This window comes from uncultured Buchnera sp. (genome assembly GCF_913776765.1).
GTDB classification, from domain to species: Bacteria; Pseudomonadota; Gammaproteobacteria; order Enterobacterales; family Enterobacteriaceae; genus Buchnera; species Buchnera aphidicola_AO.
Window position 1 is genome coordinate 607,234 of the sequence record NZ_CAJYPO010000001.1, and the last position, 24,158, is coordinate 631,391.

A 24,158-nucleotide genomic window follows, 5' to 3' on the forward strand; every position below is an offset into this window, starting at 1 on the left:
AATTAAAATTTTGTATTATAAATTTACAATTTTTCTGTTCTTCTTTTTTTTAAATTTTCCACAATTAAATTAAAATTTAAATTCTGGTCATGCAATAAAACAATTAAATGATAAATTAAATCTGAAGATTCATTTATAAGTTCATCTGAATCTTTTTTCATTGCTGCTAATATTGTTTCTACAGCCTCTTCACCAACTTTTTGCGCTATACGTTTTGTACCGGATTTATATAAACTAGCAGTATATGAACTGTCATCTGCATTAAAATTTTTTTTATCTTCTATAATCTCCTCTAATTTAGAAAGAAAATTTGATGCATTTTCTTTTAAAAAAAAGCAACTTTTTCTATTTAAATGACATGTTTTTCCAATAGGTTCAACTAAAATTAATAAAGTATCATAATCACAATCTGTAACTATATCTATAACTTTTAATAAGTTACCTGATTCTTCTCCTTTAGTCCATAAGCGTTTTTTAGTACGAGAATAAAAAGTAACAAAACCTTCTTTTTGAGTTTTCAAAAAAGCTTCTTTATTCATATATCCATGCATTAAAACTGAATGAGATGAAAAATCTTGTATTATCGTTGGCATCATACCATTTGTTTTTATCCAATTAAGATGCAATAAATTTTCTTTTTTATTTAACATATTCTAATCTCTAAACCTTTTTTAATTAAAAAATACTTTAAATCTTTTATATTAACTATTTTTTTATGAAAAACTGAAGCAGCTAAAACACCGTCTACGTTGGCATGATAGAGTGCTTCATAAAAATGCTCTTCACATCCAGCTCCTCCTGATGCAATCAAAGGTACTTTACACTTTTTTCTTATTTCACCTAACTGTAATAAATCATATCCATTTCGCAATCCATCTTGATTCATCATATTTAAAACAATTTCTCCAGCACCTTTTTTTTGAACTTGTTCGACCCAATCTATTGTTTGCCAATGAGTTTGATAAGTACGATTCACATCACCTGTATATTGTTGAACCATATATTTTTTTTTCTTTATATCAAACCAAGAATCAATACCTACTACCATGCATTGTACACCAAAACGATTGGCAATTTTACTTATTAAACAAGGATCTGTTAACGCTGAAGAATTAATTGATATTTTATCTGCACCAAAAGATAAAATATTTTTTGCATCTTCTACACTTTTAATACCCCCGGCTACGCAAAATGGAATATTAATTACTTCTGCTACTTTTTCTATCCAACTTCTATCAACTAACTTATTATTAGTAGAAGCTGTTATATCATAAAATACTAATTCATCTATACCTTCTTTTGTATAACGTTTAGATAAGGATATAATATCACCTACAATTTCATGATTTTTAAATTGAACACCTTTTACTACCACACCATTGTTAACATCTAAACATGCAATTATTCGTTTTGCCAGCATTTTAATGCCTCTTGTATTGTAAACTTATTTTCTAATAAACTACGACCGATAATAACACCACTAACACCTGTTTCTTTTAAAGAAACAATATCTTTTAATGTTGCGACTCCTCCTGATGCTTGAAATTCTATATGTTTAAATTTTTTGACAATCTCTTTATATAACATATTATTAGGACCAGACAACGTCCCATCTTTAGATATATCAGTACATAATACATGTTTTAAACCTATTGGTGAAAAATACTCAATAATTTCTTCTAAAGTGGTATTTGTTTGCTCTTGCCAACCGTTTATTGCTATTTCTTTTTTATTATTTTTAATAATAACGTCTAACGCTAAAATAATAGTATTTGAACCATATACTTTTATCCATTTTTTTACTTCTACTTTGTTTTTTATTGCAGAAGAACCAATTACAACTTTTCTAACCCCTAAGTTAAGAAACATATTAATATCTTCTTCATTTCTTATTCCACCACCTATTTGTATAGGAATATCTGTATAAGAAATAATATCTTTAAAAATTTTTGTTTGTCTCTTCTTAATATTTTTTGCTCCATCTAAATCTACTAAATGAATATTTTTGACTCCTTTAATTTTATAATCTTTTAAACGTTTATATAAATTTATATCATATTTTTTTTGATTAGAATAATTTCCTTGATATAAACGAACTGTTGTTCCATTAATTAAATCAAAGGCTGGAATAATCATAGAATTTTACATCTCTAAAAAGTTTTTTAATAATTGAGATCCTGCATCACCAGATTTTTCTGGATGAAATTGAACTCCGAAAAAATTATTTTTTTGCATTACAGAACTAAAAGATATGTCATACGTAGTTGTTGCTAAGGTATATTTATTCAGTGGTATAAAATAACTATGAACAAAATAAAATCTTTCTTTTTTTTCAATATTTTTAAATAATGGATGTGAATGATTAAAAATAATATGATTCCAACCCATGTGAGGTAACGGTAAGTTACTACTTTTTAAAAGATAGGTAAAACAGTTTTTAAAAATTCCGATAGTTTTTACTCCTTGACATTCTTCACTAAATTGAGAAAAAATTTGCATTCCAAGACAAATTCCGAGAACAGGTTGTGTCAATTGTTTTAAAGTAATAATCAAATTTTTTTCATTCAGATTTTTCATAGCAGCTGAAGCTGTTCCTACACCTGGTAAAATAACTTTTTTAGACTTTAATACTACAGAAGAATCAGAAGTTACTGTAGAAACATAACCTAATTTTTTAATCGCAACTTGAATTGAAGTTAAATTAGCGCAACCAGTGTTTAATATCGCAATTTCCACTTATAAAGTTCCTTTAGATGTTGGTAATATATTTCCTTCTATTTTCACCGCTTTACGAAGTGCACGTCCAAATGCTTTAAACAAACTTTCAATACAATGATGATCGTTTTTTCCTTTAACATCTAAATGTAGGGTAATTTTCATAGAATAACAAAGAGAATAAAAAAAATGTTCAACCATATCAGTATTAAAATCACCAACCATTTTATGTTTAAAATTAGCATTAAAAGATAAATATGGACGATTTGATAAATCTATGATACATTTTGCCTGACTTTCATCCATAGGCAAAACAAAACCATATCTAGATATACCATTTTTATTTTTCAATGTTTTAGATAATGCCTCTCCTAAAACAATTCCTATATCTTCTACAGTATGATGATCATCAATTTTTAGATCTCCTTTTGCTAAAACGTGCATAGAAATTCCGCTATGAATTGATAATTGTTCTAACATATGATCAAAAAAATTAATACCAGTTTTAATACTGCTATTATGTTCTAGATCTAGCCATACCTTTATATGTACGTAAGTTTCTTTTGTTTCTCGCAGTACCTCTCCATATCTATTTCTTTTCAAAATTTCTTTTGTGATATCCATCCAATTAAAGCTTTTTTCTTTGTACTGTATACCTGTCAAATTTATGTTTTTTGCTAATTCCATATCTGTTTCTCGATCACCAATTACATAACTACGTTTTTTATCTATCTTATTCTCTTTTAACCAAGGTTTTAATAATTTAGTTTGAGGTTTACGACAGTCACAATTGTCATCTGAAAAATGTGGACAAATCAAAATATCTTCAAATATTATTCCTTCTGAACGAAAAATATTTAACATAAAAAAATGAGGAATGTTGAAATTTTCCCAAGGAAATGATTTACTACCAAGACCATCCTGATTCGTAACCATAACAAATTTATAACCAAAATTCATTAATTGAATTAATGAAGAAATAACATAATTTTTAAATGCAAGTTTTTTAATTGCATCTACTTGAAAATCATTAGATGGTTCATGAATTAAAGTACCATCTCGATCAATAAATAATATTTTTTGTTTCATGAACACCTCATTAAAAACATTATATTTTAGATAAATTTTTTAATTCTTTAATCAAATGAATACATTCCGTCTTTGATCCTATTGATATTCTTAAACAATTTTTTAAATTATTTTTATGAGCCTGATTTCTTAAAATTATACCTTTTTCCCACAAACTCTGAAATATATTTTCAAACATATAAAATTTTACTAAAATATAATTAGCATGACTATCAAAAACTTTTTTTACATAAGAAATTTTCTTCAATTCATTAACTAACCAAACACGATTCATATTTAACGTTAAAACTCTATTCCTCATATTTTCAATAGCTTTTTTTTCTAAAGATTGAACTGCTATTTCAGTAACAATTGTAGATATTGGATAAGGACTAATGACTTTATTTAAAATATTAATTACTTCTTCTGTGGCTAATGTAAAACCACATCTTATTCCTGCTAATGCAAATGCTTTCGATAAAGTTCTCAAAATAATTAAATTAGGAAATTCTTTTAAAGAATTTACCATACTGTTTTTTGAAGAAAATTCAATATAAGCTTCATCTATTACTACAAGAGATCGACCTAATGTTGCTTTTAATAAACTTTTTAAATCTCTTTTAGAAATAATATTTCCAGTAGGATTGTTAGGATTACAAATATATATTAATTTAACTTTATCAAGATTTAAGTTAATATTAAATAAATCTATTTTCCAAGTATTTTTAAAAGTAGGAATTTCTTTTATTGCCACATCTGCAATTTTTGCATTTATAGCATACATATCATAAGTTGGAGGACAGTAGATTATTGCATCTTCTCCAGGTGTACAAAAAGCTTTAATCAAAAGTTCAATACCTTCATCTGCTCCTCTGGTAACTAAAACTTGACTGTTTGACAAACCAACATAATTGGCATAAGAAGAGATTAAATCATTAGGCTGACACTCTGGATAACGATTAAAACACTCAATTTTTGCTTTAAACGAAACAGATATAGGGGACTCATTTGCATTTAACCATGTATCACCTTGACCTCCGATTCGTCTAGCTGATTGATAAGGGTTTAATTTCTGTATATTTTTTCGAGCTAACTTATTTATATTAGCTGTCATATATTTTCCTTTAAAAAATCTACTCTTATTTTTACAGCATTTTTATGTGCTTCAAGTTTTTCAGCTTCAGACAAGGTTTCAAGAGTATTAGATAAATCCATAAAACCTTGAGATGTTAATTCTTGAATCAATACACGTTTTTTAAAGTCACATAATCCCAAAGCAGAACTTGAAACAGATTTTCCATAAGTTGGTAAGACATGATTTGTTCCAGATGCATAATCGCCTGCTGATTCAGGAGACCATGGTCCTAAAAAAATTGAGCTGGCATTTGATATTTCTTTTAGTATTAATCTTGGCTCTTTTGTTTGAATAATTAAATGCTCAGGAGCATATGTATTTGATATTTTAATACATTCAGATAAATCTTTTGTTAAAATAATAACACTATTGTTTAACGCAGTTAATATGTCATCTGATTTAGAAAGATTTTTTAACTGATTATTAATAGATATAACAACTTTTTTAGCTAATTCAATTGATGGAGTCAATAATATAACTTGAGAAGATACACTATGTTCAGCTTGTGATAATAGATCAGAAGCTATAAAATCTGCATTGGATGTTTCATCAGAAATAATCAGCAATTCTGAAGGTCCAGCTAACATATCTATTTGTGGTCCGTTAAAAAAAGAACTAACTTGTAATTTTGCTTCTGTAACATAAGCATTTCCTGGACCAAAAATTTTATCTACTTTAGGAATATTTTTAGTTCCGAAAGCTAGTGCTGCTATAGCTTGAGCACCTCCAATTTGAAATATTTTATCAACGCCACAAATATTTGCCGCATAAAGTATTGTATTACTAATAGGAGGAGGAGAACAAAGAATTATTTCTTTACAACCAGCAATTTTAGCAGGTATAGAAAGCATTAAAACAGTTGAGAACAAAGGTGCTATTCCACTTGGAATATAAATTCCAATAGAACTTAATGGTAAATAAATCTGCTGACAGCGTACTCCAACTTGAGTTTCAATGTCTACTGGAGGTAAAATTTGTGCTTTATGAAAGGACGTAATATTTTTTTTAGCAATTGAAATTGCATTTTTTAATGATTGATTAACGTATAAAGAAGAAGATAAAATTTTTTCTTTAGGAACTTCAAATTCATTAATATGACATTTTTCAAATAAAATTGTATATTCTCTTAATGCTTTTTCTCCTGAAATTTGAATATTTTTTATTATTTCTTTAACTTTTTTTTTAATAAAACTATTGCTTTTTATAATAGGTCTTAATAGAATATTTTTTTGTTCATTAGAATTTAACATATTCCAATCAACAATAGTATTAAAATATTTCATTAAATATTTACTCCATCATTTTTTCAATTGGTAAGACTAAAATTGAACTAGCACCTAAAGATTTTAATTTTTCCATTGTTTCCCAAAATAATGTTTCACTACTCACCATATGCATCGCTACGCGGTTATCATCGCCTGCTAATTTTAAAATAGTTGGTCTTTCTGCTCCATGTAATAAAGATATTACTTCTTCAAGTTTATCAACAGGAGCATGTAGCATAATATATTTAGATTCACGTGCTTTAATTACACCTTTTATACGAGTCATTAATTTATTGATTACTTCTTTTTTTTCAAAATTAATATTTCCCGTTTTACAAATGAGACAAGCATGAGAACGAAACACTACTTTTACTTCACGTAAACCGTTTGCTTCTAATGTTGCTCCAGTTGAAACTAAATCGCAAATAGCATCTGCTAAACCAGCTCTGGGTGCAACTTCTACAGAACCATTTAACATACAAGATTTAAAAGTAATATTTTTTTCGTCTAAATATTTTTTTAATAAATGAGGATAAGAAGTAGCAATTCTAAAATTCTTTAAAGATTTTATGTCAACATATGAAGTATTAATGGGAATAGCTAAAGACAGTCGACAAATTCCAAAATCAAGACGTCTTAACCTAATATAAGAATTTTCTAAATTTTGTGATGTTCGGTGTAACAATTCTTCTTCAAGAACATTTTCTCCAACTATACCTAAATCTACTACGCCATCCATAACTAATCCAGGAATATCATCGTCACGCACTAACATGACATCAATAGGCATATTTTCAGCGAAAGCTATTAATTTTTGTTGCTTTAAATTAATTTTAATTCCACAACATGTAAGTAATTTTATAGATTCACTACTTAAGCGACCAGTTTTCTGCATTGCTATACGTACACGATTTGTATTAAACATCTTGAAAATCCTTTAAAAATTTTTATGCTTAATTTTTTAATGTAAAAAAAATTTATAATTTCATATCTTTTAAAATAAAAAAACCCAAAAAATAAGGGTTTTTTGAAAATTATATTTACTGTAAATAATACAACAAATATTGTATATATATAACTTTTTTTTAAAAGAAAATACAAAGATTATTTATTTTTTTAAAAAAAAAATATGTATTTTTTTTAAAATTTTTTATTAAAAAACATAAATTTAAATAAAATTTATTTAAAATGTTTAAAATTTAAGAAGCTAATAATTTAATATTAATAATTGTTACTTTTTATATAAATTATATTTAAATACATTAATTATTTTAATTTAAGAATGAATTTCAATTATAACTATAATTGCTGCATCATTTCCAAACATTTTGGGAGCTTGATGAAACGCTACTATATCAGGATGTTGAGACAACCAAAAAGGTATTTGCTGTTTTAAAATGTTTTTACCATATCCATGCATAATATGAGCACAAAAAAGTTTTTCTTTTTGACAAATTGCAATTAATTGACCTAATTTCTTTCTTGCTTGATATTGATTTAAACCATGTAAGTCAAGAAAAATATCTGGAGAATATTTTCCTTTTTTTAATTTTTTTAAAATATTAATTAAATCTTTATTTCGAACATAAGAAACAGGATTTTCTTTAAAATAATCTTTTTTTTTATAAAAAGAAAAATAATTACTATGAACATCTTGTTCGAAAAAAATTCGTTTAGAACAGATATTTTGATTTACCTTATGTAATCGAGAATGAAAGATAGTATCTTGTACTATTTCACGGGTACCATTCAACCACTTACGAAATAAAATATTGCTATTAACAGTAAATTGTCGATTTTTATTCATAATTATGTATTACCAAAAAATTAATAAATTTACATATTTTATTTAATATTTTTTTAATTATATAATTTAGTTTTTCTAAAAACAACAAATAAAGATTCATCACGAAATATTTTTTTAATAAAAAATTATTTTTTTATTTTTTTTCTGTATAGTTATATTATTTAAATAAAAATTGAATAAGAGAAAAAATGGCTGGAAATACAATTGGAAAAATTTTTCGTGTAACTACTTTCGGTGAATCACATGGAACAGCATTGGGATGTATAATTGACGGAATGCCTCCAGGTTTACAATTATCTTTAGATGATTTACAACATGATTTAAATCGTAGAAGACCTGGGGCTTCACGTTATACTACTCAACGATCTGAATTAGATGAAGTCCAAATACTTTCAGGAGTATTCAACGGAATAACCACAGGAACAAGTATTGGTCTAATTATTCAAAATACAGACCAACGCTCACAAGACTATAGTGAAATAAAAGATTTATTTAGACCAGGACATGCTGATTACACATATCAAAAAAAATATGGAATAAGAGACTATCGCGGTGGTGGAAGATCTTCAGCTCGTGAAACTGCAATGCGAGTTGCGGCAGGGAGCGTTGCAAAAAAATATCTTAAAACGCAACATGGAATAATTGTTCGTGGATATTTATCAGCTATGGGAGATATAAATTGTCCATTTGAATCATGGGAAGAAGTGGAAAAAAACCCTTTTTTTTGTTCAAATAAAAATAAAATTATGCAATTAGAAAAACTAATAAAACATTTAAAAAAAACAGGTGATTCAATAGGTGCAGAAATAACAATTATAGCAGAAAATGTACCAATAGGTTTTGGAGAACCAGTTTTCGATAGATTAGATGCAGATTTGGCTCATGCTTTGATGAGTATCAATGCCGCAAAAGGAGTAGAAATTGGAGATGGTTTTTCAGTAGTTAATCAAAAAGGTAGTGAAAATCGAGATGAAATGACTCCTAATGGATTTAAAAGTAACCATTGCGGTGGTATTTTAGGAGGAATTAGCAATGGTGAAAATATTTTTTTAAAAGTTGCATTCAAACCTACTTCAAGTATTCGAAAATTAGGAAATACAGTAAATAAAAATAATGAAAAAGTTAAAATAACTGTGAAAGGTCGACATGATCCATGTGTGGGAATACGTGCTGTACCAATAGCAGAAGCAATGGTGGCAATAGTATTATTAGATCATCTATTAAGATTTAGAGCACAATGTAAAAAAAATAACTTTTAAAATAAAAAAATTTTGAATGTAATTGCTACTAAATTATCTACATTTAGTAGCGTATTTAGCAACTTATAAAAAATTTAATAACGTTATATAATTATCTAAAAATCAATTACTTTATTTTGAATTTAAATATGTTAATATAATTTTGTGATGGTCATTACACTTAAATTTAAAAAATACTTTGTCAATAATACCATATGGATTAATTAAAAAACTAGTACGATAAATTCCAAAATATTTTTTTCCCATAAATTTTTTTTCACCCCATACACCGAATTTTTTGCTAATAATGTTGTGTTCATCAGATAATAAAGTAAAATTTAACATTTTTTTTTCAATAAAAGTTAATAATTTATTGGTTTTATCAGGACTAATACCTACAACTTCTACCTTCTTGCTTTTAAATAACTCTAAATTATCTCTAATATGGCATGCTTGTACTATACAACCGGGAGTCATAGCTTTTGGATAAAAATAAAGTAATATTTTTTTTCCTAAAAAATCAGATAAATTTATTAATTTATTATTATGATTAGGAAGAGCAAACTTTGGAGCAATATCTCCAGATTTAAGTGTAATCATTATGTGATATATTCCTTAATTACATAAAACATCATTTTTTAGTAAAAAACTTTATGAATTAAATTAATTTAAAAAAAAACAAATTAAACATCTAAAACATACATTTTAGAATGTATAATTATTCCTGCTATTTATGATAAAAAATAATATAGTAGCAATTGTATAAAAATTTAGACTTTATTAAAATAAAGAAAATTACATCTTATTACTTTAAAGTTTTTTATTCAAAAAAAATAAATTTTTATAGATACTAAATTTATAATTTTTATTTATTTAATTCTAGATTTGTATGAAAGATACCATAAAGTATTTTTTATGGAGGAGAACAAAATCAATGTTCACAGGAAGTATTGTTGCATTAATTACACCGATGAATAAAGAAGGTGAAATTTGTCATTCTAGCTTAAAAAAGCTAATTGATTATCATGTATTAAATAAAACAAAAGCTATTGTTTCCATTGGAACTACTGGAGAATCTGCAACTCTTAGTCAAGAAGAACATATTGAAGTAGTTATGCTGACTTTAAAACTTGCAAATAAACGTATTCCTATTATTGCAGGTACAGGTGCAAATGCCACAACAGAAGCAATATCTTTAACAAAAAGATTTGAAAAATCAGGCATTTCAGCATGTCTTACTGTTACACCATATTATAACAAACCAACTCAAGAAGGATTATATCAGCATTTTAAAGCAATTTCAGAAAATACAAAATTACCACAAATTTTATATAATGTCCCTAGCCGAACAGGTTGTGATTTACTTCCTTCAACTGTAGCAAGATTATCGGAATTTAAAAATATCATTGGAATTAAAGAAGCAACAGGTGATTTGTCAAGAATACACAAAATTAAAAAATTGGTTAAAAATGATTTTTTATTAATTAGTGGTGATGATGCTACAGCTTTAGATTTTATGCAATTAGGTGGTCAAGGAGTAATATCAGTAACAGCAAATGTTGCTGCAAAAGAAATGGCGCAGATATGTTCATATGCACTTGAAGGTAAATTTAAAAATGCGAGATTTATAAATGAACGTTTGACATTATTACATGAAGCTTTATTTATAGAACCCAATCCGATTCCAATAAAATGGTTGGCTAAAAAAATGGGTTTAATAAAAAATGATACACTACGATTACCAATGACACCAATTTTAAATTCTACACGTATACAAATTGAAAAAGCACTGCAATATGCTAACCTTCAAGAGATATAAATTTTTTTTTAAAATAATAATAACTATTTTTCAAATTTCGATTTTTTCTTTAATAACATCTTGTACCTTAAAAAAAAATGATATTCTTTTTAAGAATGAGAATAATAGTCAATTGAAAAAAATAATTGCACCTAAAGGAATTAATATTCCTTCTGAAAATCAAGAATATCACATTCCTTATACACAAGAAGATTTAAATAAAAAAAATCACGATATTTTTCCTCCTATATAAAAAAAGTACTCTTCATAAAATAATGAGGCTAAAATGACATAAAAAAATTTTTGTTATTGCGAATTTAAAAAAGATTGGTGCAGATTATCTTAAATGATATTCTGCATCGTTATTTTAATAAAGAAAATAATATATAACTAAGTTAATAACCTATGCATAATATCTTCATAAATAATAGCTAATTTTTGAAGATCAGATATTCTTGCATATTCGTTTGATTTATGAATAGTAGTATTCGTTAAACCTATCTCTATTATTTCAGAATTCATTAAAGCAATAAAACGACCATCTGAAGTACCCCCATCAGTTGATAAAATAGGTTTAATTTTATTAAAATTCTCAATAGATTCAATTACATTATCGATTAATAAACCTTTTTTTGTGATAAACGGCTTTCCTGAAAGAAACCAATTTAAAGAATAATTAATATTATCATTATCTAGTATTTGTATAAATTTTGATTTAATCTCTTCTTCAGAAGTTTCTGTATTAAAACGAAAGTTAAATTGAACAAACAAAGAACCTGGAATAATGTTATTACTCCCTTCTCCTGCATGAATGTTGGCAACGTTTACACTAGTAGGAGAAAAAAATTTATTTCCATTATCTAATTTCATAGATAATATTTTTAAAACAATAGGTAATCCTTTATGTATTGGATTATCTGCTAGATGAGGATATGCAATATGACCTTGAATTCCATGAATTTTTAAATCAGCTGTTATCGATCCTCTTCGTCCATTTTTTATAAAATCACCAATTCTAGAACTACTAGCAGGTTCTCCAATAACACAATAATCAATTGTATCTTGTTGAGAAATTAAATAATCTATAACTTTTTTCGTACCATCAATTGCAATTGATTCTTCATCAGAAGTAATTAAAAAAGATAAACGTCCTTTATAATTAGGAGTTTTTTTTATAAATCTTTCAGATGCAATCATCATACATGCTAAAGCACCTTTCATATCTGATGAACCTCGACCAAATAATAAACCATTTTTAATTACTGGATTAAACGGATCATCATTCCAATCTTTATAATCACCTGGTGATACTACATCTGTATGACCAGCAAAAGTTAAAGTTTTACCAGATCCTTTAGTAGCCCAAAAATTTTTTGTATCATTTATATTAATTTCTTTTATTTTAAATCCAAGATTATCTAAAAAATTAATCATAATCTCCTGACAACCTAGATCCTTTGGACTAATAGATGGAATAGAAATTAACTTTTGTGCTAACTTAGTAATTGAACAAACCATTTTTTCCTCATTTATATTTTTTTAATATTTATTAAAATAAATGGGGCTAAGAAAAAAAGCCCCTATAAATATTAGTCAAACTTTTAAAATTAATGTTTTAATAGAATTTTAGATTTATTTACTATGTTTTCTACAGTAAAACCAAACTTTTTAAATAAAACCTTTTCTGAAGCAGATTCTCCAAATGTTTCCATTCCAATAATCAATCCTTCTGTTCCTACATATTTATACCAAAAATCTTTTATACTTGCTTCTACTACGATTCTTTTAGTAACATAAGATGGTAGTACTAGTTCTTTATAATCACTATTTTGTCTATCAAAAACGTTATTAGAAGGCATAGAAACAACACGTACAGAATAACCTAAAGAAGCAATTATTTTAGCAGCAGTTAAAGTTATTTGTAATTCAGAACCTGTTGATATAAAAATGATATCAATTTCTTTTTTAGAATCGTATAATATATACGCTCCATAAAAAATATTTTTTATTTGTTCATCATTTCTAGAAAATTGAGATAAATTTTGACGTGATAAAATAAGTGCTGTTGGACCATTTTTTTCTTCAATTGCATATTTCCATGCTGCAGCCGTTTCTACTTGATCGCTAGGCCTCCAAACATCTATATTTGGTGTCATTCTTAGATTTGCTAATTGTTCTACTGGTTGATGTGTAGGTCCATCTTCACCTAATCCAATAGAATCATGTGTATACACGAAAATATGTTTGGTATTCATCAAAGCTGCCATACGAACTGCATTTCGCGCATATTCGACAAACATTAAAAATGTCGAAGTATATGGAATAAATCCTCCGTGATGAGAAATTCCATTAGCAATAGCTGTCATTCCAAATTCACGAACGCCATAATGAATATAATTTCCAGATAAATTTTCTGCTAGTGAACTGGAATTAGACCACATAGTTAAGTTACTTGGTGACAAATCTGCAGATCCACCTATTAATTCTGGTAATAATGCTGCAAATTCTTCTATAGCGTTTTGAGAAGCTTTACGACTTGCAATGTTTTGAGAATTTTTTTGTAAATTAAAAATATAATCTTTAGTTTTTTTATACCATTTTATAGGTAATTGTTTTTTAATACGTCTTAAATATTCTGCTGCAAGTTCAGGATATTCAGATTTATATAAATGAAATGTTTTATTCCAATTTTTCTCTAATTTTAAACCTTGTTTTACAAAATTCCATTTATTATAAATGTGATTAGGTATTTCAAAAGGCAAATATTTCCAATTTAGATTTTTTCGTGTTAAGGAAATTTCAGATTCCCCAAGAGGAGCGCCATGAGAATCAGCTGTACCTGATTTATTAGGAGAACCAAAACCAATAATTGTATTACAAATAATAATCGAAGGTCGATCTTTTACTGATTTTGCTTCTTCAATACTATTTTTAATAGAATTGGAATTATGACCATCTACTTTATCTACAACATGCCAATTATACGATTTAAATCGCATAACTGTGTTATCTGTAAACCAATTAGAAATTTTACCATCTATTGAAATACCATTTTTATCATAAAAAACAATTAATTTTCCTAATTTTAATGTTCCAGCTAAAGAACAAACTTCATGAGAAATACCTTCCATTAAGCAACCATCACCTACAAAAACCCAAGTGTAGTGATCTACTATATTGTAACTTGGTCTATTAAAGTAAGAGCTCAATGTTCTTTCTGCAATTGCCATTCCAACTGCATTAGCTAAACCTTGTCCTAGAGGGCCAGTAGTTGTTTCAACACCTGGTGTTTCACCTGTTTCAGGATGTCCTGGTGTTTTTGAATGAAGTTGTCTAAAGTTTTTGAGTTCATCTATTGATAAATCATATCCTGTAAGATGCAGCAAACTATATAACAACATAGAACCATGTCCGTTAGAAAGAATAAAACGATCGCGATTATCCCAATTAGGATTCATTGGACTATGTTTTAAAAATTTTCTCCATAAAACTTCTGCAATATCAGCCATTCCCATAGGCATTCCAGGATGACCTGATTTTGCATTTTGAACAGCATCTATACTTAACATACGAATTGCATTTGCTAATTCTCTTTGTAAACACATACATGTTTCTCCAAATTCAAAACCAAAAAAAATATAATATTTTATTAAAAATTTATATTAATTTAGAAAAAATTTTTTCTAAACATAATTGATCTTTTCCAAAATTTCGTATACCTTCTGATAATTTTTGAACAGCCATTTCATCTTGATTATGTTCCCATCTGAATTCTGCTTCAGTAAGAGGAACAGGAGGATTTAAAAATGCAGTAGGAGGAGATAGTTTTCTATTTAATTTTTTATTACTAGATTGCAGCTGTTTTAATAACATAGGTGAAATAGTCAATCGATCACATCCTGAAAGGGATAAGATTTGTTCAATATTTCGAAAACTTGCACCCATAATTATAGTTTTATAATTATATTTTTTATAAAAATCATAAATCTTACAAACAGATGAAACACCTGGATCCTGATTAAAAGAATCTTTTGATATTAAGTTTTGAGATACATACCAATCATAAATTCGACCAACAAAAGGAGATATTAAAAATACATTTGATTCTGCACAAGCACGAGCTTGAGCAAAAGAAAACAAAAGAGTTAAATTACAAGAAATATTATTTTTTTTAAGTTCTTCTGCTGCTTTTATACATTCCCACGTAGCTGCTAATTTAATTAATACTCTATTTCGAGAAACACCTTTTTCTTCATACATATTAATGATTTTATTTGCTTTTAAAATACATTGTTCTTTATTAAAAGATAAACGAGCATCAACTTCACTAGAAATGTAACCTGGTATATATTTTAAAATTTCTATTCCAAGATCAACTAAAATTTTATCGCTAGCATTTACTATTTTATCATCGTGAGAACCACCTTTTTTTCTAGCATATTCTACTGCTTGATCAATAAATTTTTTATTATTAATTGAACTAACAGCTTTAAGTATCAAAGATGGATTAGTAGTTGCATCTTCTGGTTTATATTTACAAATAGATTCTATATCACTTGTATCAGCGACAATAGTTGTAAATTTTTTTAATGCATTTAATTGATTCATTTGCCATCCTTTATGTTTAAAAATTTAAACATTAATTTTATAAATTAGAAATTAAAATTATATGTAAAACACATATTCTAGTTAAAAGGTATTAAACATACTGTGAATTAAAAACATCAAAAAATATTTTTTTATGAAAATAACTAATACTTTTGTAATATTAAAGAAACATTGGTGCCACCAAAGCCAAAACTATTAGACATCGCTGTTTTTATTCTTTTATAAAAAGTTTTTTGTACAATGTTCATATTTTCAGCAGAAGATTCTAATCTTTCAATGTTAATTGAAGGAGCTATGAAATTGTACTTCATCATTAATAATGTATAAATAATTTCATGTACACCAGATGCACCTAAAGCATGACCAGTCATCGATTTTGTTGCTGAAATTATAGGTTTTTTTTCATAAAAAAAAGATTTGTTAATTGCTTCTAACTCAATTAAATCACCAACTTTAGTAGAAGTCCCATGAACGTTCAAATAATCAATAAATGATACTTTATTTTCTTTTTTTGCTAAATTCATACAACGTGTAGCTCCTTCTCCTGAAGGTACAATCATATCTTCACCATCAGACGTTGCAGCATATCCAACAATTTCAGCATAAATATGAGCAGATCTAGATAAAGCATAATTTAATTCTTCAATAACTAATATCCCTCCACCACCAGATATGACAAAACCATCACGATTTATATCATAAACGCGTGATGATTTAACAGGTGTATTATTAAAATTACTAGAAAGTGCTTTCATTGCATCAAATTCATATGCTAATTCCCAACTTACCTCTTCACCACCACCTGCGAAAATAAGATCTTGTTTGCCAAATTTAATTAATTCAAATGCATTACCAATACAATGTCCGGAAGTAGCACAAGCTGAACTTATAGAATAATTTACTCCATATATTTTAAACAAAGTTGACAAACAAGCAGATATTCCAGAATTCATGGCTTTAATTGCAATGTAAGGACTAACAGAATTTAAACCTCTGTTACTTCGCATTGCATCTATACCCTTTATGTGGTATTTTGGAAAACCCCCTCCAGAGCCTGCAATAAGTCCAATACGTGGATTTTTTTGATATTGTTTAGTTTTTAAATTGGCGTCTTTAATTGCTTGCTCCATTGATAAAAAAGCATAAATAGATCCATCATTCATAAAACGAAATGTCTTATTTTTTCTTAAATAATTTTTATCTTCTAATTTTATATTTCCCCAAACTTGACTGCGCATACCTGATTCTTTCATTTCTTCTGAAAATGTAATTCCAGAAATGCCATTATATAAAGAGTTTAAAACTTCTTTTTTATTATTTCCAATACTTGAAATAATACCAAATCCTGTAATCACCACTCGTTTCACTTAAAATACCTTATAATTATTATTATTTAATATCAAATTTATATATAAAAAAAAATTTAAATCTTATATTGCTTATATAATAAATTATTAATTTTTTTTATTATAAATATATATTTGGGAGAAAAAGTGAACTTATTTAATACTACCGGTATTCTTTATATTATTCCGACACCTATTGGCAATCTATCTGACATTACTTATCGTGCTGTAGAAACACTAAAAAATGTCGATTTAATAGCTGCTGAAAACATTTATCATACTAATATTTTACTACAACATTATAATGTTAAAAATATTTTAATATCTTTAAATAAAAACAATGAAAAAAAACAAAGTCATTATGTAATTAAAAAATTAAAAGAAGGAAAAAAAGTTGGATTAGTATCTGATGCGGGAACACCAGTAATTAATGATCCAGGATATCTTTTAGTAAAACAATGTTGTTCTTTAAATATTAAAATTATCCCCCTTCCAGGACCTTGTGCTGCTATTACAGCACTAAGTGCCTCTGGAATATCCACTAATCGTTTTTGCTATGAAGGATTTCTTCCTTCTAAAAAAAAAGTAAGATGCGATTTACTAAAATCTTTAAAAAAAGAAACAAGAACAATAATTTTTTATGAATCGAAATATAGAATAATTCAAAGTATAAAAGACATTATAGAAAAAATTGATGAAAATAGATATTTAGTAATTGCAAGAGAAATCACAAAAAAATGGGAGTATATTTATGGTGCAAAAGCTAACAAGATGCTATCTTGGATCAAAGAAGATAAAAATCGCTGTAATAAAGGAGAAATAGTAATTATTATAGATGGTTTTAAAGAATTAAAAAACAAAGATATTTCAGAAAAAGCGATAAATACATTAAAAATTTTAAGAAATTTTCTTTCATTAAAACAATCCGTATTAATAACTTCTAAAATACATGAAATAAAAAAAAATAATTTATATCAATATGCAACAAAAAAAGAAGATAAGTGACATTTTTATTAAAATGATATATAATTTATCTTTTTGAAGTTGACTAAACAGTCGCTGTTTAGTTTTTAAACTAAAGAGAGGAAAGTCCGGGCTCCATAGAGCAAGGTGCCAGGTAACACCTGGAAAGCGTGAGCTTATGACAAGTGCAACAGAAAAAAAACCACCTTGTTTTCTTTTTTTTAAGTAATAAGGAAAGGGTGAAAAGGTGTGGTAAGAGCGCACCGCATAATTGGCGACAATTTATGGCAAGGTAAACTCCACCTGGAGCAAAGTCAAATATAGGTTATTTGTATTGCTCGTACTTAAAAAAAACCTGGGTAGACTGCTTGAATTAGTAAGTGATTACTAATCTAGATGAATGACTGTTAAAACAGAACCCGGCTTATAGGTCAACTTCTTAAAAATAAAAAACATAAAAGGTAATAAGTTTATTACCTTTTTATTTAAAATTTTATCTAAAAAAAAATTAATTTCCTGAAATTTGAATTTCAGACAGTAATACTGAACCACATTGAATATTACTGTACATATTAATATCATTACTAATACTAAGAATATTAGTCCACATATTTTTTAAATTACCAGATATAGTGATTTCATTTACTGGATATTTAATTATCCCATTTTCAACCCAAAAACCTACCGCTCCGCGTGAATAATTACCACTAACAATATCAACTCCTTGTCCCATTAATTCTGTTACTAGTAAACCTGTTTTCATAGTTTTTAATAATTCTCTAAAAGATATATTTTTATTTGAAACTAACCAGTTAGAAATACCTCCAGAATGACCAGTACTTGTTAAATTCAATTTACGAGCATTATAAGTATTTAATAACCAAGTTTGTAGAATTCCATTTTTAATAATACTCTTAATATTTGTTGATACACCTTCACTATCAAAAGGTTTACTTCCTAATCCTTTTCTGATGTGAGGATTTTCTTCAATATGCAACCATTCGGGGAAAATCCTTTTTTTTAAATCATGAAGTAAAAAAGTTGATTTTCGATAAACATTGTCACCACTAATAGCTGAAATAAGATGAGAAAAAAAAATAGAAGATGTTTCTTTTGAAAAAATAATTGGACATCTTGTAGTATTTATTTTTTTAGAACCTAAGCGAGATATAGCATTTTTAGCAGTTTTGCGACCTAATATATCTGGTTTTTCTAAATCATCTAATTTTCTTGAAGTAGAATAACTAAAATCTCTTTGCATAATATTGTTATCTTTTGCAATCATACAAGCATAGTTAGAATAACGAGTAGACTTATATTTTTCTAACATACCTAAACTATTACCGAAAACGTTTATCGTAATATGATTACTAAAAAAACTACCTTCACTATTGATGATCCTTTTATCGTATTTAAAAGCTTCTTTTTCTGATATAGAAGCGAAACTAATTGCATTTTTAATATTCAATTCAGAGGGATGAAACAAGTCAAGATCAGGCGCTTTAAAACATAGTAATTCTACATCTGGTAATCCTGAAAAAAAATCAGAAGAAGAATATTTAGAAATATTAATTGCAATTTCTAACATTTTTTTTATACCATTTATACTAAAATCTTTAGATGATACAACACCTTTAGAAAACTTATTATAAACTGTAATAAAAAGTGCACCATCGCTGTTAAACTCTACATTTTCAATAATACTATTTCTTATATTAACACTTATACCTATAGTTTTTTTTACAAAAACTTCAATAGAAAAATTAACTTTTTCTTGAGCTAGACGAAGAGTGTTGTTTACTGTGTTTATAAGTAAATTTTCTTCTTTTTCTATTTGATTTACTAATTGCATTCATAACTCCTTAAACATATATTCACTAATAAAAGTATTTTTAATAAAGATAATTATATAAAAAAAATACTGATTATCCAAAACAAATTACTTTTTTAATAAAATTTAATTATTTTTCTTCTTTAATTTCATATAGAATTTAATCTTACTTAAAATTTAAAAAATATTAGGAATGTATTAACAATGAATTTCAATTCGATTAAAGCTGGTAATAACATACCAAACGATATACATGTTATAATTGAAATACCATCAAATTCTTCTCCTATTAAATACGAAGTAGATAAAAAATCAGGTATTCTTTTTGTAGACCGTTTTATATCTACACCTATGTTTTATCCATGTAATTATGGATATATTAATGAAACTTTATCACTTGATGGTGATCCATTAGATGTTTTAGTGCCTTCTCCATATCCAATTCAATCTAATGTTGTTATAAATTGTAAACCAGTTGGAATATTAAAAATGCAAGATGAATCAGGAGATGACGCAAAAATTATAGCAGTACCAAATAGTAAGGTTTCTAAAGAATATGAAAATATAAATGATATATCAGATATATCAGAATTATTAAAAAAACAAATTTCACATTTTTTCCAATATTATAAAAAATTAGAAAAAGAAAAATGGGTAAAAATTATAGGATGGGGTGATCATAAAGAAGCAAAGTTAGAAATTCACAATTCATACAATCGTGTTAAGAAAAACAAATCTCTATAAAAATAGAGATATTATTTCTTCTTTAAAAGAAGAAATGTTTTTTTATTTCAAAATAAAAAGTTTTTTTCATTAATTTTAAATGAAAAGAAAGAAAATTTTAAATATCCGATCAAGTCATATTTAGATAAAAAATAATATAAATTTAATTTAGAAGAAAAATTTAACTTTATTTTAGGAAAAAGCACAATTTCTATTTTATTACTATTAAAAAAAACATTCCATTTGAAGTTAGAGACATTATTTTTAATAATAGAATTTAATGTAAACAATATATTTCCTTTTTTCATCATTATTTCTTGATTAATTTTAATATTTTCTATATTTTTCGGAAAAGAATAAAAAAACAAAAGTATATATTTAAATATATTATCACTCTTAATATAAATATCTTTAAAATTAATATCAGCCGATATTTTAGGCTGATATATAGTTCCTAAAAAATTTATATTTCCTGAAAGTTTTCCTCGAACGTTTGTAAAAAAGTTTGTAAAAAAATTTAAAAAAGAACAAGAAAAATCAGATAAGAAAATTTTTCCCTCTATTTTTTTTTCATGAAAAAAATCATATATATTTAAAAAACCAGATATTTCATTAATTTCTGATGAATTTTGTGATTTTTTTATGATCCATTTTGTCATAAAATTATTTTTTTTAAAATTAACATGTAAATTTAAAGAATTTATTTTTTCAATCAGTATTCTTTCGTTTATTTTTTTTTCTAATTTTATATTATTACCTTTTAAAGAAAATTTTAAATTAGAAATATTTTCTCCAAATTTCCATTTAAATTTTGTATTAAAAAACAAATTGGTTTGAAACTTTATAGATGATTGATGAATTAATTTAAATAATGAATTTTGAATATTATGAACAACAGAATATAAAAAATTTTTTGTTTTTTTGATATTGTTAAAATTGATACTATTTTTAGTATAATAAGATATTAAAGGACAATTTTTTATAATCCATTGACCCCAAGGAGTTTTAATATCTATTTTTTTTAGAAAACCTTTCCAAATTCTTACTTTTTTATCAAAATTGCCATTTAAAATCAATTTTATAAATAATTTTTTATTTTTTAATGTTAAAGAAAATTGTTGATTTATATTATTCCAATTAGCTTGAATATTCAAAGAATTAATATAAAATTTTGAAAAACGTATTTTTTTAATATCAGCATAAAAATTTTTTGAAAAGGTTTTTTTAAAATTTGCATTAGTCAGTATTTTAATACTATTTAAATTTATAATATTCTTCCAATTTATTTTTTCACCTAAAATAACACTAGAAATAGAAGGAACAGAACATAAACCATATAAATTTAAAGTAGCTTTTATTGCACCTTTTAAATTTGGTAGAAAGTAGTTTAAACTATACGCATGAATCGATGAATGAATGTTTATCTTTTTTGATATTGAACCAGATATATATCCTTTATTTTTTCCCAACAAAAAATTTATTCTAGGAATTTTTATACCATTTAATTTTTGATAATATAAAGAACCTAATACAGATATTTTTTTTCTCATTACATCTCCTTGAAAATGAAAATTAGGAAAAAAAATATTGTTAGATTGTTTATCTAAATCACATAATATACTTATTTTTCCTACTAATTCAGAGATGTACCGATTGTAATCTATTTCTTTTTTTAATTTTATAAATCTTTCACTTTTAATTTTTTGAAAAAATGGAAAAAAATTAATTTTTTTTAAAACAATGTTTTTTAAATTACCAACAGCAGAAATATTGATGAAAAAAGATGGTATACCTGCAATATTAACAATATTTTTTAATGAAACAAGATAATTGTTAATTTTTCCTTTTAAAACAAGATTAAAATTTTTTGAACTTAATACTAATTCTTTACTTATAGTAAAAAAAAGATGATCAAAATGTAAATTTATATCAATAGGATAATTTAAATCATCTAATAATATATTTCCATTGATGTTAAACTTAAATAAATCAGTTGATTTTAAATTAAATACAAATTTATCACTAATAGTACCTTTAAATAAAACATTTATAACTTTATTATCGTAAACGTTTGTTGATATTTTATTTTTTACTATAAAAAAAACAGGAAAATGATTTCTAAAAAAAATTTTACCCTGAGATTTTATTTTAAAAAATTTTGAATATATTTGGATATTTTTTATTTTTAAAATATTTTTTTTTAATTGAACACTTACCTGCATTCTATAAATATCTAAAATTTTTTTATTAAAATATTTTAATTGATTACAATTTAAATTTATTACATTTATATCTATAGGGATAAAAAAATTTTTAAAATTTGAAAAAAAAGATAAAAAATTATTTATTTTTTTTCTATAAAAAACATCTTTTCTAATAAAAAAATTACTTTTTTTATCAGAAATATTTTTTATATTATTAGTTGATAAATCAATGTGAATTGAATTAATTTTAGTAGGAAATAAAGTTAAATTATTATTACTTAATTTTAGTCCACTAAATATACCAAATAAAAATATATTTTTTTTTTGTGTTTTTAATAAAATTCTATCAGAATATATTTTTTTTAAAATTAAAGGATGTTTGAAAAAAAGAGTATTTTTTATTTTTTTTTCTTTTAGAAAATTATTTTTTAAAACTGTTTTTTCAGTTTTATTTAAAGAAATAACCAAGTTTTTTGTTTCTATTTTTTTTAAAACAGTAGAAAATTTCAAAAAAGATATTGGATCTATTACAATAGTTATACTATTAGCTTTAATAGATGCTCTTAAAATATTAAAACTAATTTTTTTTAATGTAAAATGACGCCAATTTCCTGATATTTCTTCTGTTTTCAATCCTATAAAAAAATAATTAGTAAAATTAAAAAACCATTTAAATCCTATACTACTTTCTAAAAAGAATAATATTAAAAAAAATAAACTAAAAATAAAAATCAAAGATTTAGGTAAATATCTCTGATACAAATTCATATAAAAAATCCTAATTTAATATTAATCTTAATATTTTTATTAAAACATTTTTTAGACATTAAAAATTTATTTACTTATTTTTTCAAAAAAATCAAGTGCGTAGAAAATAACTATTATAGTAATTTATGCTATTTTAGTATATTATTTAATAAAAAAAACAAATTTTAAAAAAGTAAATTAATTTTAAATTTTTAAAATTAGGAAAATATAAAATGTCTCGTATATGTCAAGTTACAAGAAAGAAAAGAATGATTGGTAATAATCGATCACATGCTATGAATGCAAAAAAAAGACAATTTTTACCAAATATTCAATATCATCGATTCTGGATTCCTGAAGAAAAAAGATTTATTAGATTACGGATATCAGCTCATGGTATGCGTTGTATTGATAAAAAAGGAATAGAATTAATAATAAAAGAAATAAATACCATAAAAAAATAAAGGTTAAATATTATGGCTAAAAAAAATCGTGAAAAAATAAAAATGATTTCTTCTGCAGGAACTGGTCACTATTATACTACTACAAAAAACAAAAGAAATACTCCAGAAAAATTAAAATTAAAAAAATATGATCCTGTTATTCGAAAACATATATTATATAATGAAGGAAAAATTAAATAATCAAAATTAATTTTTTTATTAAATTAAAGTATAATTTTATAAAAAATTATACTTTATTTTATAAAT

Annotated in this window: 22 protein-coding genes and 1 other RNA gene; 7 read left to right on the top strand and 16 right to left on the bottom strand. The window is 25.2% G+C overall.

What is annotated here, in order from left to right:
• Positions 1-23: 23 nt before the first annotated feature.
• From hisIE to smrB, 9 genes are all read right to left on the bottom strand, one after another.
• Entirely contained in the window at positions 24-650 is a 627-nt protein-coding gene (hisIE, locus tag QZ401_RS02935) for a bifunctional phosphoribosyl-AMP cyclohydrolase/phosphoribosyl-ATP diphosphatase HisIE (RefSeq protein ID WP_295164794.1), read from the bottom strand.
• Complete coding sequence (gene hisF / locus QZ401_RS02940; RefSeq protein WP_295164795.1) at positions 644-1,420, bottom strand: imidazole glycerol phosphate synthase subunit HisF; 777 nt, start codon at positions 1,418-1,420, stop codon at positions 644-646. The genes hisIE and hisF overlap by 7 nt, the downstream gene beginning before the upstream one ends.
• Complete coding sequence (gene hisA / locus QZ401_RS02945; RefSeq protein ID WP_295164797.1) at positions 1,402-2,136, bottom strand: 1-(5-phosphoribosyl)-5-[(5-phosphoribosylamino)methylideneamino]imidazole-4-carboxamide isomerase; 735 nt, start codon at positions 2,134-2,136, stop codon at positions 1,402-1,404. Before hisA ends, hisF begins: the two co-directional genes overlap by 19 nt.
• 6 nt (positions 2,137-2,142) lie before the next feature.
• Positions 2,143-2,736: an imidazole glycerol phosphate synthase subunit HisH gene (gene hisH, locus QZ401_RS02950; RefSeq protein WP_295164799.1), complete on the bottom strand. Its 594-nt coding sequence runs from the start codon at positions 2,734-2,736 to the stop codon at positions 2,143-2,145.
• On the bottom strand, positions 2,737-3,804 hold the full coding sequence (gene hisB / locus QZ401_RS02955; RefSeq protein WP_295164800.1) for a bifunctional histidinol-phosphatase/imidazoleglycerol-phosphate dehydratase HisB: 1,068 nt from the start codon (positions 3,802-3,804) through the stop codon (positions 2,737-2,739).
• A gap of 19 nt (positions 3,805-3,823) precedes the next feature.
• Positions 3,824-4,897 (bottom strand): histidinol-phosphate transaminase, encoded by a 1,074-nt coding sequence (gene hisC, locus QZ401_RS02960; RefSeq protein ID WP_295164802.1) that lies wholly within the window; start codon positions 4,895-4,897, stop codon positions 3,824-3,826.
• Positions 4,894-6,201, bottom strand: coding sequence for a histidinol dehydrogenase (hisD, locus tag QZ401_RS02965; RefSeq protein WP_295164803.1), 1,308 nt, complete (start codon positions 6,199-6,201; stop codon positions 4,894-4,896). The genes hisC and hisD overlap by 4 nt, the downstream gene beginning before the upstream one ends.
• A 7-nt stretch (positions 6,202-6,208) precedes the next feature.
• Positions 6,209-7,108 (bottom strand): ATP phosphoribosyltransferase, encoded by a 900-nt coding sequence (gene hisG, locus QZ401_RS02970; RefSeq protein WP_295164804.1) that lies wholly within the window; start codon positions 7,106-7,108, stop codon positions 6,209-6,211.
• 351 nt (positions 7,109-7,459) lie between these two features.
• A complete protein-coding gene (gene smrB / locus QZ401_RS02975; protein ID WP_295164806.1) occupies positions 7,460-7,990 on the bottom strand; it encodes an endonuclease SmrB in 531 nt (176 codons plus the stop codon).
• 188 nt (positions 7,991-8,178) lie between these two features.
• Here smrB and aroC point away from each other — a divergent pair, with 188 nt between their 5' ends.
• On the top strand, positions 8,179-9,249 hold the full coding sequence (aroC, locus tag QZ401_RS02980) for a chorismate synthase (protein ID WP_295164807.1): 1,071 nt from the start codon (positions 8,179-8,181) through the stop codon (positions 9,247-9,249).
• A gap of 111 nt (positions 9,250-9,360) precedes the next feature.
• Here the strand turns inward: aroC and bcp are convergent, their stop codons facing one another.
• A complete protein-coding gene (gene bcp, locus QZ401_RS02985; protein ID WP_295164809.1) occupies positions 9,361-9,828 on the bottom strand; it encodes a thioredoxin-dependent thiol peroxidase in 468 nt (155 codons plus the stop codon).
• Positions 9,829-10,162: 334 nt separating this feature from the next.
• Here bcp and dapA point away from each other — a divergent pair, with 334 nt between their 5' ends.
• A complete protein-coding gene (dapA, locus tag QZ401_RS02990) occupies positions 10,163-11,047 on the top strand; it encodes a 4-hydroxy-tetrahydrodipicolinate synthase (protein ID WP_295164810.1) in 885 nt (294 codons plus the stop codon).
• 369 nt (positions 11,048-11,416) lie between these two features.
• Here the strand turns inward: dapA and dapE are convergent, their stop codons facing one another.
• The 4 genes from dapE to QZ401_RS03010 form a co-directional block, all read right to left on the bottom strand.
• Positions 11,417-12,544 (bottom strand): succinyl-diaminopimelate desuccinylase, encoded by a 1,128-nt coding sequence (gene dapE / locus QZ401_RS02995; protein WP_295164811.1) that lies wholly within the window; start codon positions 12,542-12,544, stop codon positions 11,417-11,419.
• A gap of 89 nt (positions 12,545-12,633) precedes the next feature.
• Positions 12,634-14,631, bottom strand: coding sequence for a transketolase (gene tkt, locus QZ401_RS03000; RefSeq protein ID WP_295164813.1), 1,998 nt, complete (start codon positions 14,629-14,631; stop codon positions 12,634-12,636).
• Positions 14,632-14,683: 52 nt separating this feature from the next.
• Entirely contained in the window at positions 14,684-15,634 is a 951-nt protein-coding gene (gene tal, locus QZ401_RS03005; protein ID WP_295164815.1) for a transaldolase, read from the bottom strand.
• Positions 15,635-15,777: 143 nt separating this feature from the next.
• Positions 15,778-17,001: a beta-ketoacyl synthase N-terminal-like domain-containing protein gene (locus tag QZ401_RS03010; RefSeq protein WP_295164816.1), complete on the bottom strand. Its 1,224-nt coding sequence runs from the start codon at positions 16,999-17,001 to the stop codon at positions 15,778-15,780.
• A gap of 126 nt (positions 17,002-17,127) precedes the next feature.
• On the opposite strand from QZ401_RS03010, the gene rsmI reads away from it, so the two are divergent.
• Together rsmI and rnpB are read left to right on the top strand one after the other, a co-directional pair.
• Complete coding sequence (rsmI, locus tag QZ401_RS03015; protein WP_295164817.1) at positions 17,128-17,985, top strand: 16S rRNA (cytidine(1402)-2'-O)-methyltransferase; 858 nt, start codon at positions 17,128-17,130, stop codon at positions 17,983-17,985.
• A gap of 35 nt (positions 17,986-18,020) precedes the next feature.
• Positions 18,021-18,386, top strand: an RNA gene (rnpB, locus tag QZ401_RS03020) — RNase P RNA component class A.
• 65 nt (positions 18,387-18,451) lie between these two features.
• Here rnpB and pmbA read toward each other — a convergent pair.
• On the bottom strand, positions 18,452-19,795 hold the full coding sequence (gene pmbA / locus QZ401_RS03025; protein ID WP_295164818.1) for a metalloprotease PmbA: 1,344 nt from the start codon (positions 19,793-19,795) through the stop codon (positions 18,452-18,454).
• Positions 19,796-19,978: 183 nt separating this feature from the next.
• Here pmbA and ppa point away from each other — a divergent pair, with 183 nt between their 5' ends.
• Positions 19,979-20,518, top strand: a complete 540-nt coding sequence (gene ppa / locus QZ401_RS03030; RefSeq protein WP_295164819.1) for an inorganic diphosphatase — start codon at positions 19,979-19,981, stop codon at positions 20,516-20,518.
• Positions 20,519-20,565: 47 nt separating this feature from the next.
• Here the strand turns inward: ppa and QZ401_RS03035 are convergent, their stop codons facing one another.
• Positions 20,566-23,469, bottom strand: coding sequence for a translocation/assembly module TamB (locus QZ401_RS03035; protein WP_295164821.1), 2,904 nt, complete (start codon positions 23,467-23,469; stop codon positions 20,566-20,568).
• A 212-nt stretch (positions 23,470-23,681) separates the two neighbouring features.
• Here QZ401_RS03035 and rpmB point away from each other — a divergent pair, with 212 nt between their 5' ends.
• Both rpmB and rpmG read left to right on the top strand, forming a co-directional pair.
• Complete coding sequence (gene rpmB, locus QZ401_RS03040) at positions 23,682-23,912, top strand: 50S ribosomal protein L28 (RefSeq protein ID WP_158336885.1); 231 nt, start codon at positions 23,682-23,684, stop codon at positions 23,910-23,912.
• A gap of 12 nt (positions 23,913-23,924) precedes the next feature.
• Positions 23,925-24,092 (top strand): 50S ribosomal protein L33, encoded by a 168-nt coding sequence (gene rpmG, locus QZ401_RS03045; protein ID WP_158336884.1) that lies wholly within the window; start codon positions 23,925-23,927, stop codon positions 24,090-24,092.
• Positions 24,093-24,158 lie beyond the last annotated feature (66 nt).

Bases quoted from the DNA above. Each gene is read 5' to 3' on its own strand.
- hisIE (WP_295164794.1), bottom strand. From the start codon at position 650: ATGTTAAATAAAAAAGAAAATTTATTGCATCTTAATTGGATAAAAACA.
- hisF (WP_295164795.1), bottom strand. From the start codon at position 1,420: ATGCTGGCAAAACGAATAATTGCATGTTTAGATGTTAACAATGGTGTG.
- hisA (WP_295164797.1), bottom strand. From the start codon at position 2,136: ATGATTATTCCAGCCTTTGATTTAATTAATGGAACAACAGTTCGTTTA.
- hisB (WP_295164800.1), bottom strand. From the start codon at position 3,804: ATGAAACAAAAAATATTATTTATTGATCGAGATGGTACTTTAATTCAT.
- hisC (WP_295164802.1), bottom strand. From the start codon at position 4,897: ATGACAGCTAATATAAATAAGTTAGCTCGAAAAAATATACAGAAATTA.
- hisD (WP_295164803.1), bottom strand. From the start codon at position 6,201: ATGAAATATTTTAATACTATTGTTGATTGGAATATGTTAAATTCTAAT.
- hisG (WP_295164804.1), bottom strand. From the start codon at position 7,108: ATGTTTAATACAAATCGTGTACGTATAGCAATGCAGAAAACTGGTCGC.
- smrB (WP_295164806.1), bottom strand. From the start codon at position 7,990: ATGAATAAAAATCGACAATTTACTGTTAATAGCAATATTTTATTTCGT.
- aroC (WP_295164807.1), top strand. From the start codon at position 8,179: ATGGCTGGAAATACAATTGGAAAAATTTTTCGTGTAACTACTTTCGGT.
- bcp (WP_295164809.1), bottom strand. From the start codon at position 9,828: ATGATTACACTTAAATCTGGAGATATTGCTCCAAAGTTTGCTCTTCCT.
- dapA (WP_295164810.1), top strand. From the start codon at position 10,163: ATGTTCACAGGAAGTATTGTTGCATTAATTACACCGATGAATAAAGAA.
- dapE (WP_295164811.1), bottom strand. From the start codon at position 12,544: ATGGTTTGTTCAATTACTAAGTTAGCACAAAAGTTAATTTCTATTCCA.
- tkt (WP_295164813.1), bottom strand. From the start codon at position 14,631: ATGTGTTTACAAAGAGAATTAGCAAATGCAATTCGTATGTTAAGTATA.
- tal (WP_295164815.1), bottom strand. From the start codon at position 15,634: ATGAATCAATTAAATGCATTAAAAAAATTTACAACTATTGTCGCTGAT.
- pmbA (WP_295164818.1), bottom strand. From the start codon at position 19,795: ATGCAATTAGTAAATCAAATAGAAAAAGAAGAAAATTTACTTATAAAC.
- ppa (WP_295164819.1), top strand. From the start codon at position 19,979: ATGAATTTCAATTCGATTAAAGCTGGTAATAACATACCAAACGATATA.
- QZ401_RS03035 (WP_295164821.1), bottom strand. From the start codon at position 23,469: ATGAATTTGTATCAGAGATATTTACCTAAATCTTTGATTTTTATTTTT.
- rpmB (WP_158336885.1), top strand. From the start codon at position 23,682: ATGTCTCGTATATGTCAAGTTACAAGAAAGAAAAGAATGATTGGTAAT.
- rpmG (WP_158336884.1), top strand. From the start codon at position 23,925: ATGGCTAAAAAAAATCGTGAAAAAATAAAAATGATTTCTTCTGCAGGA.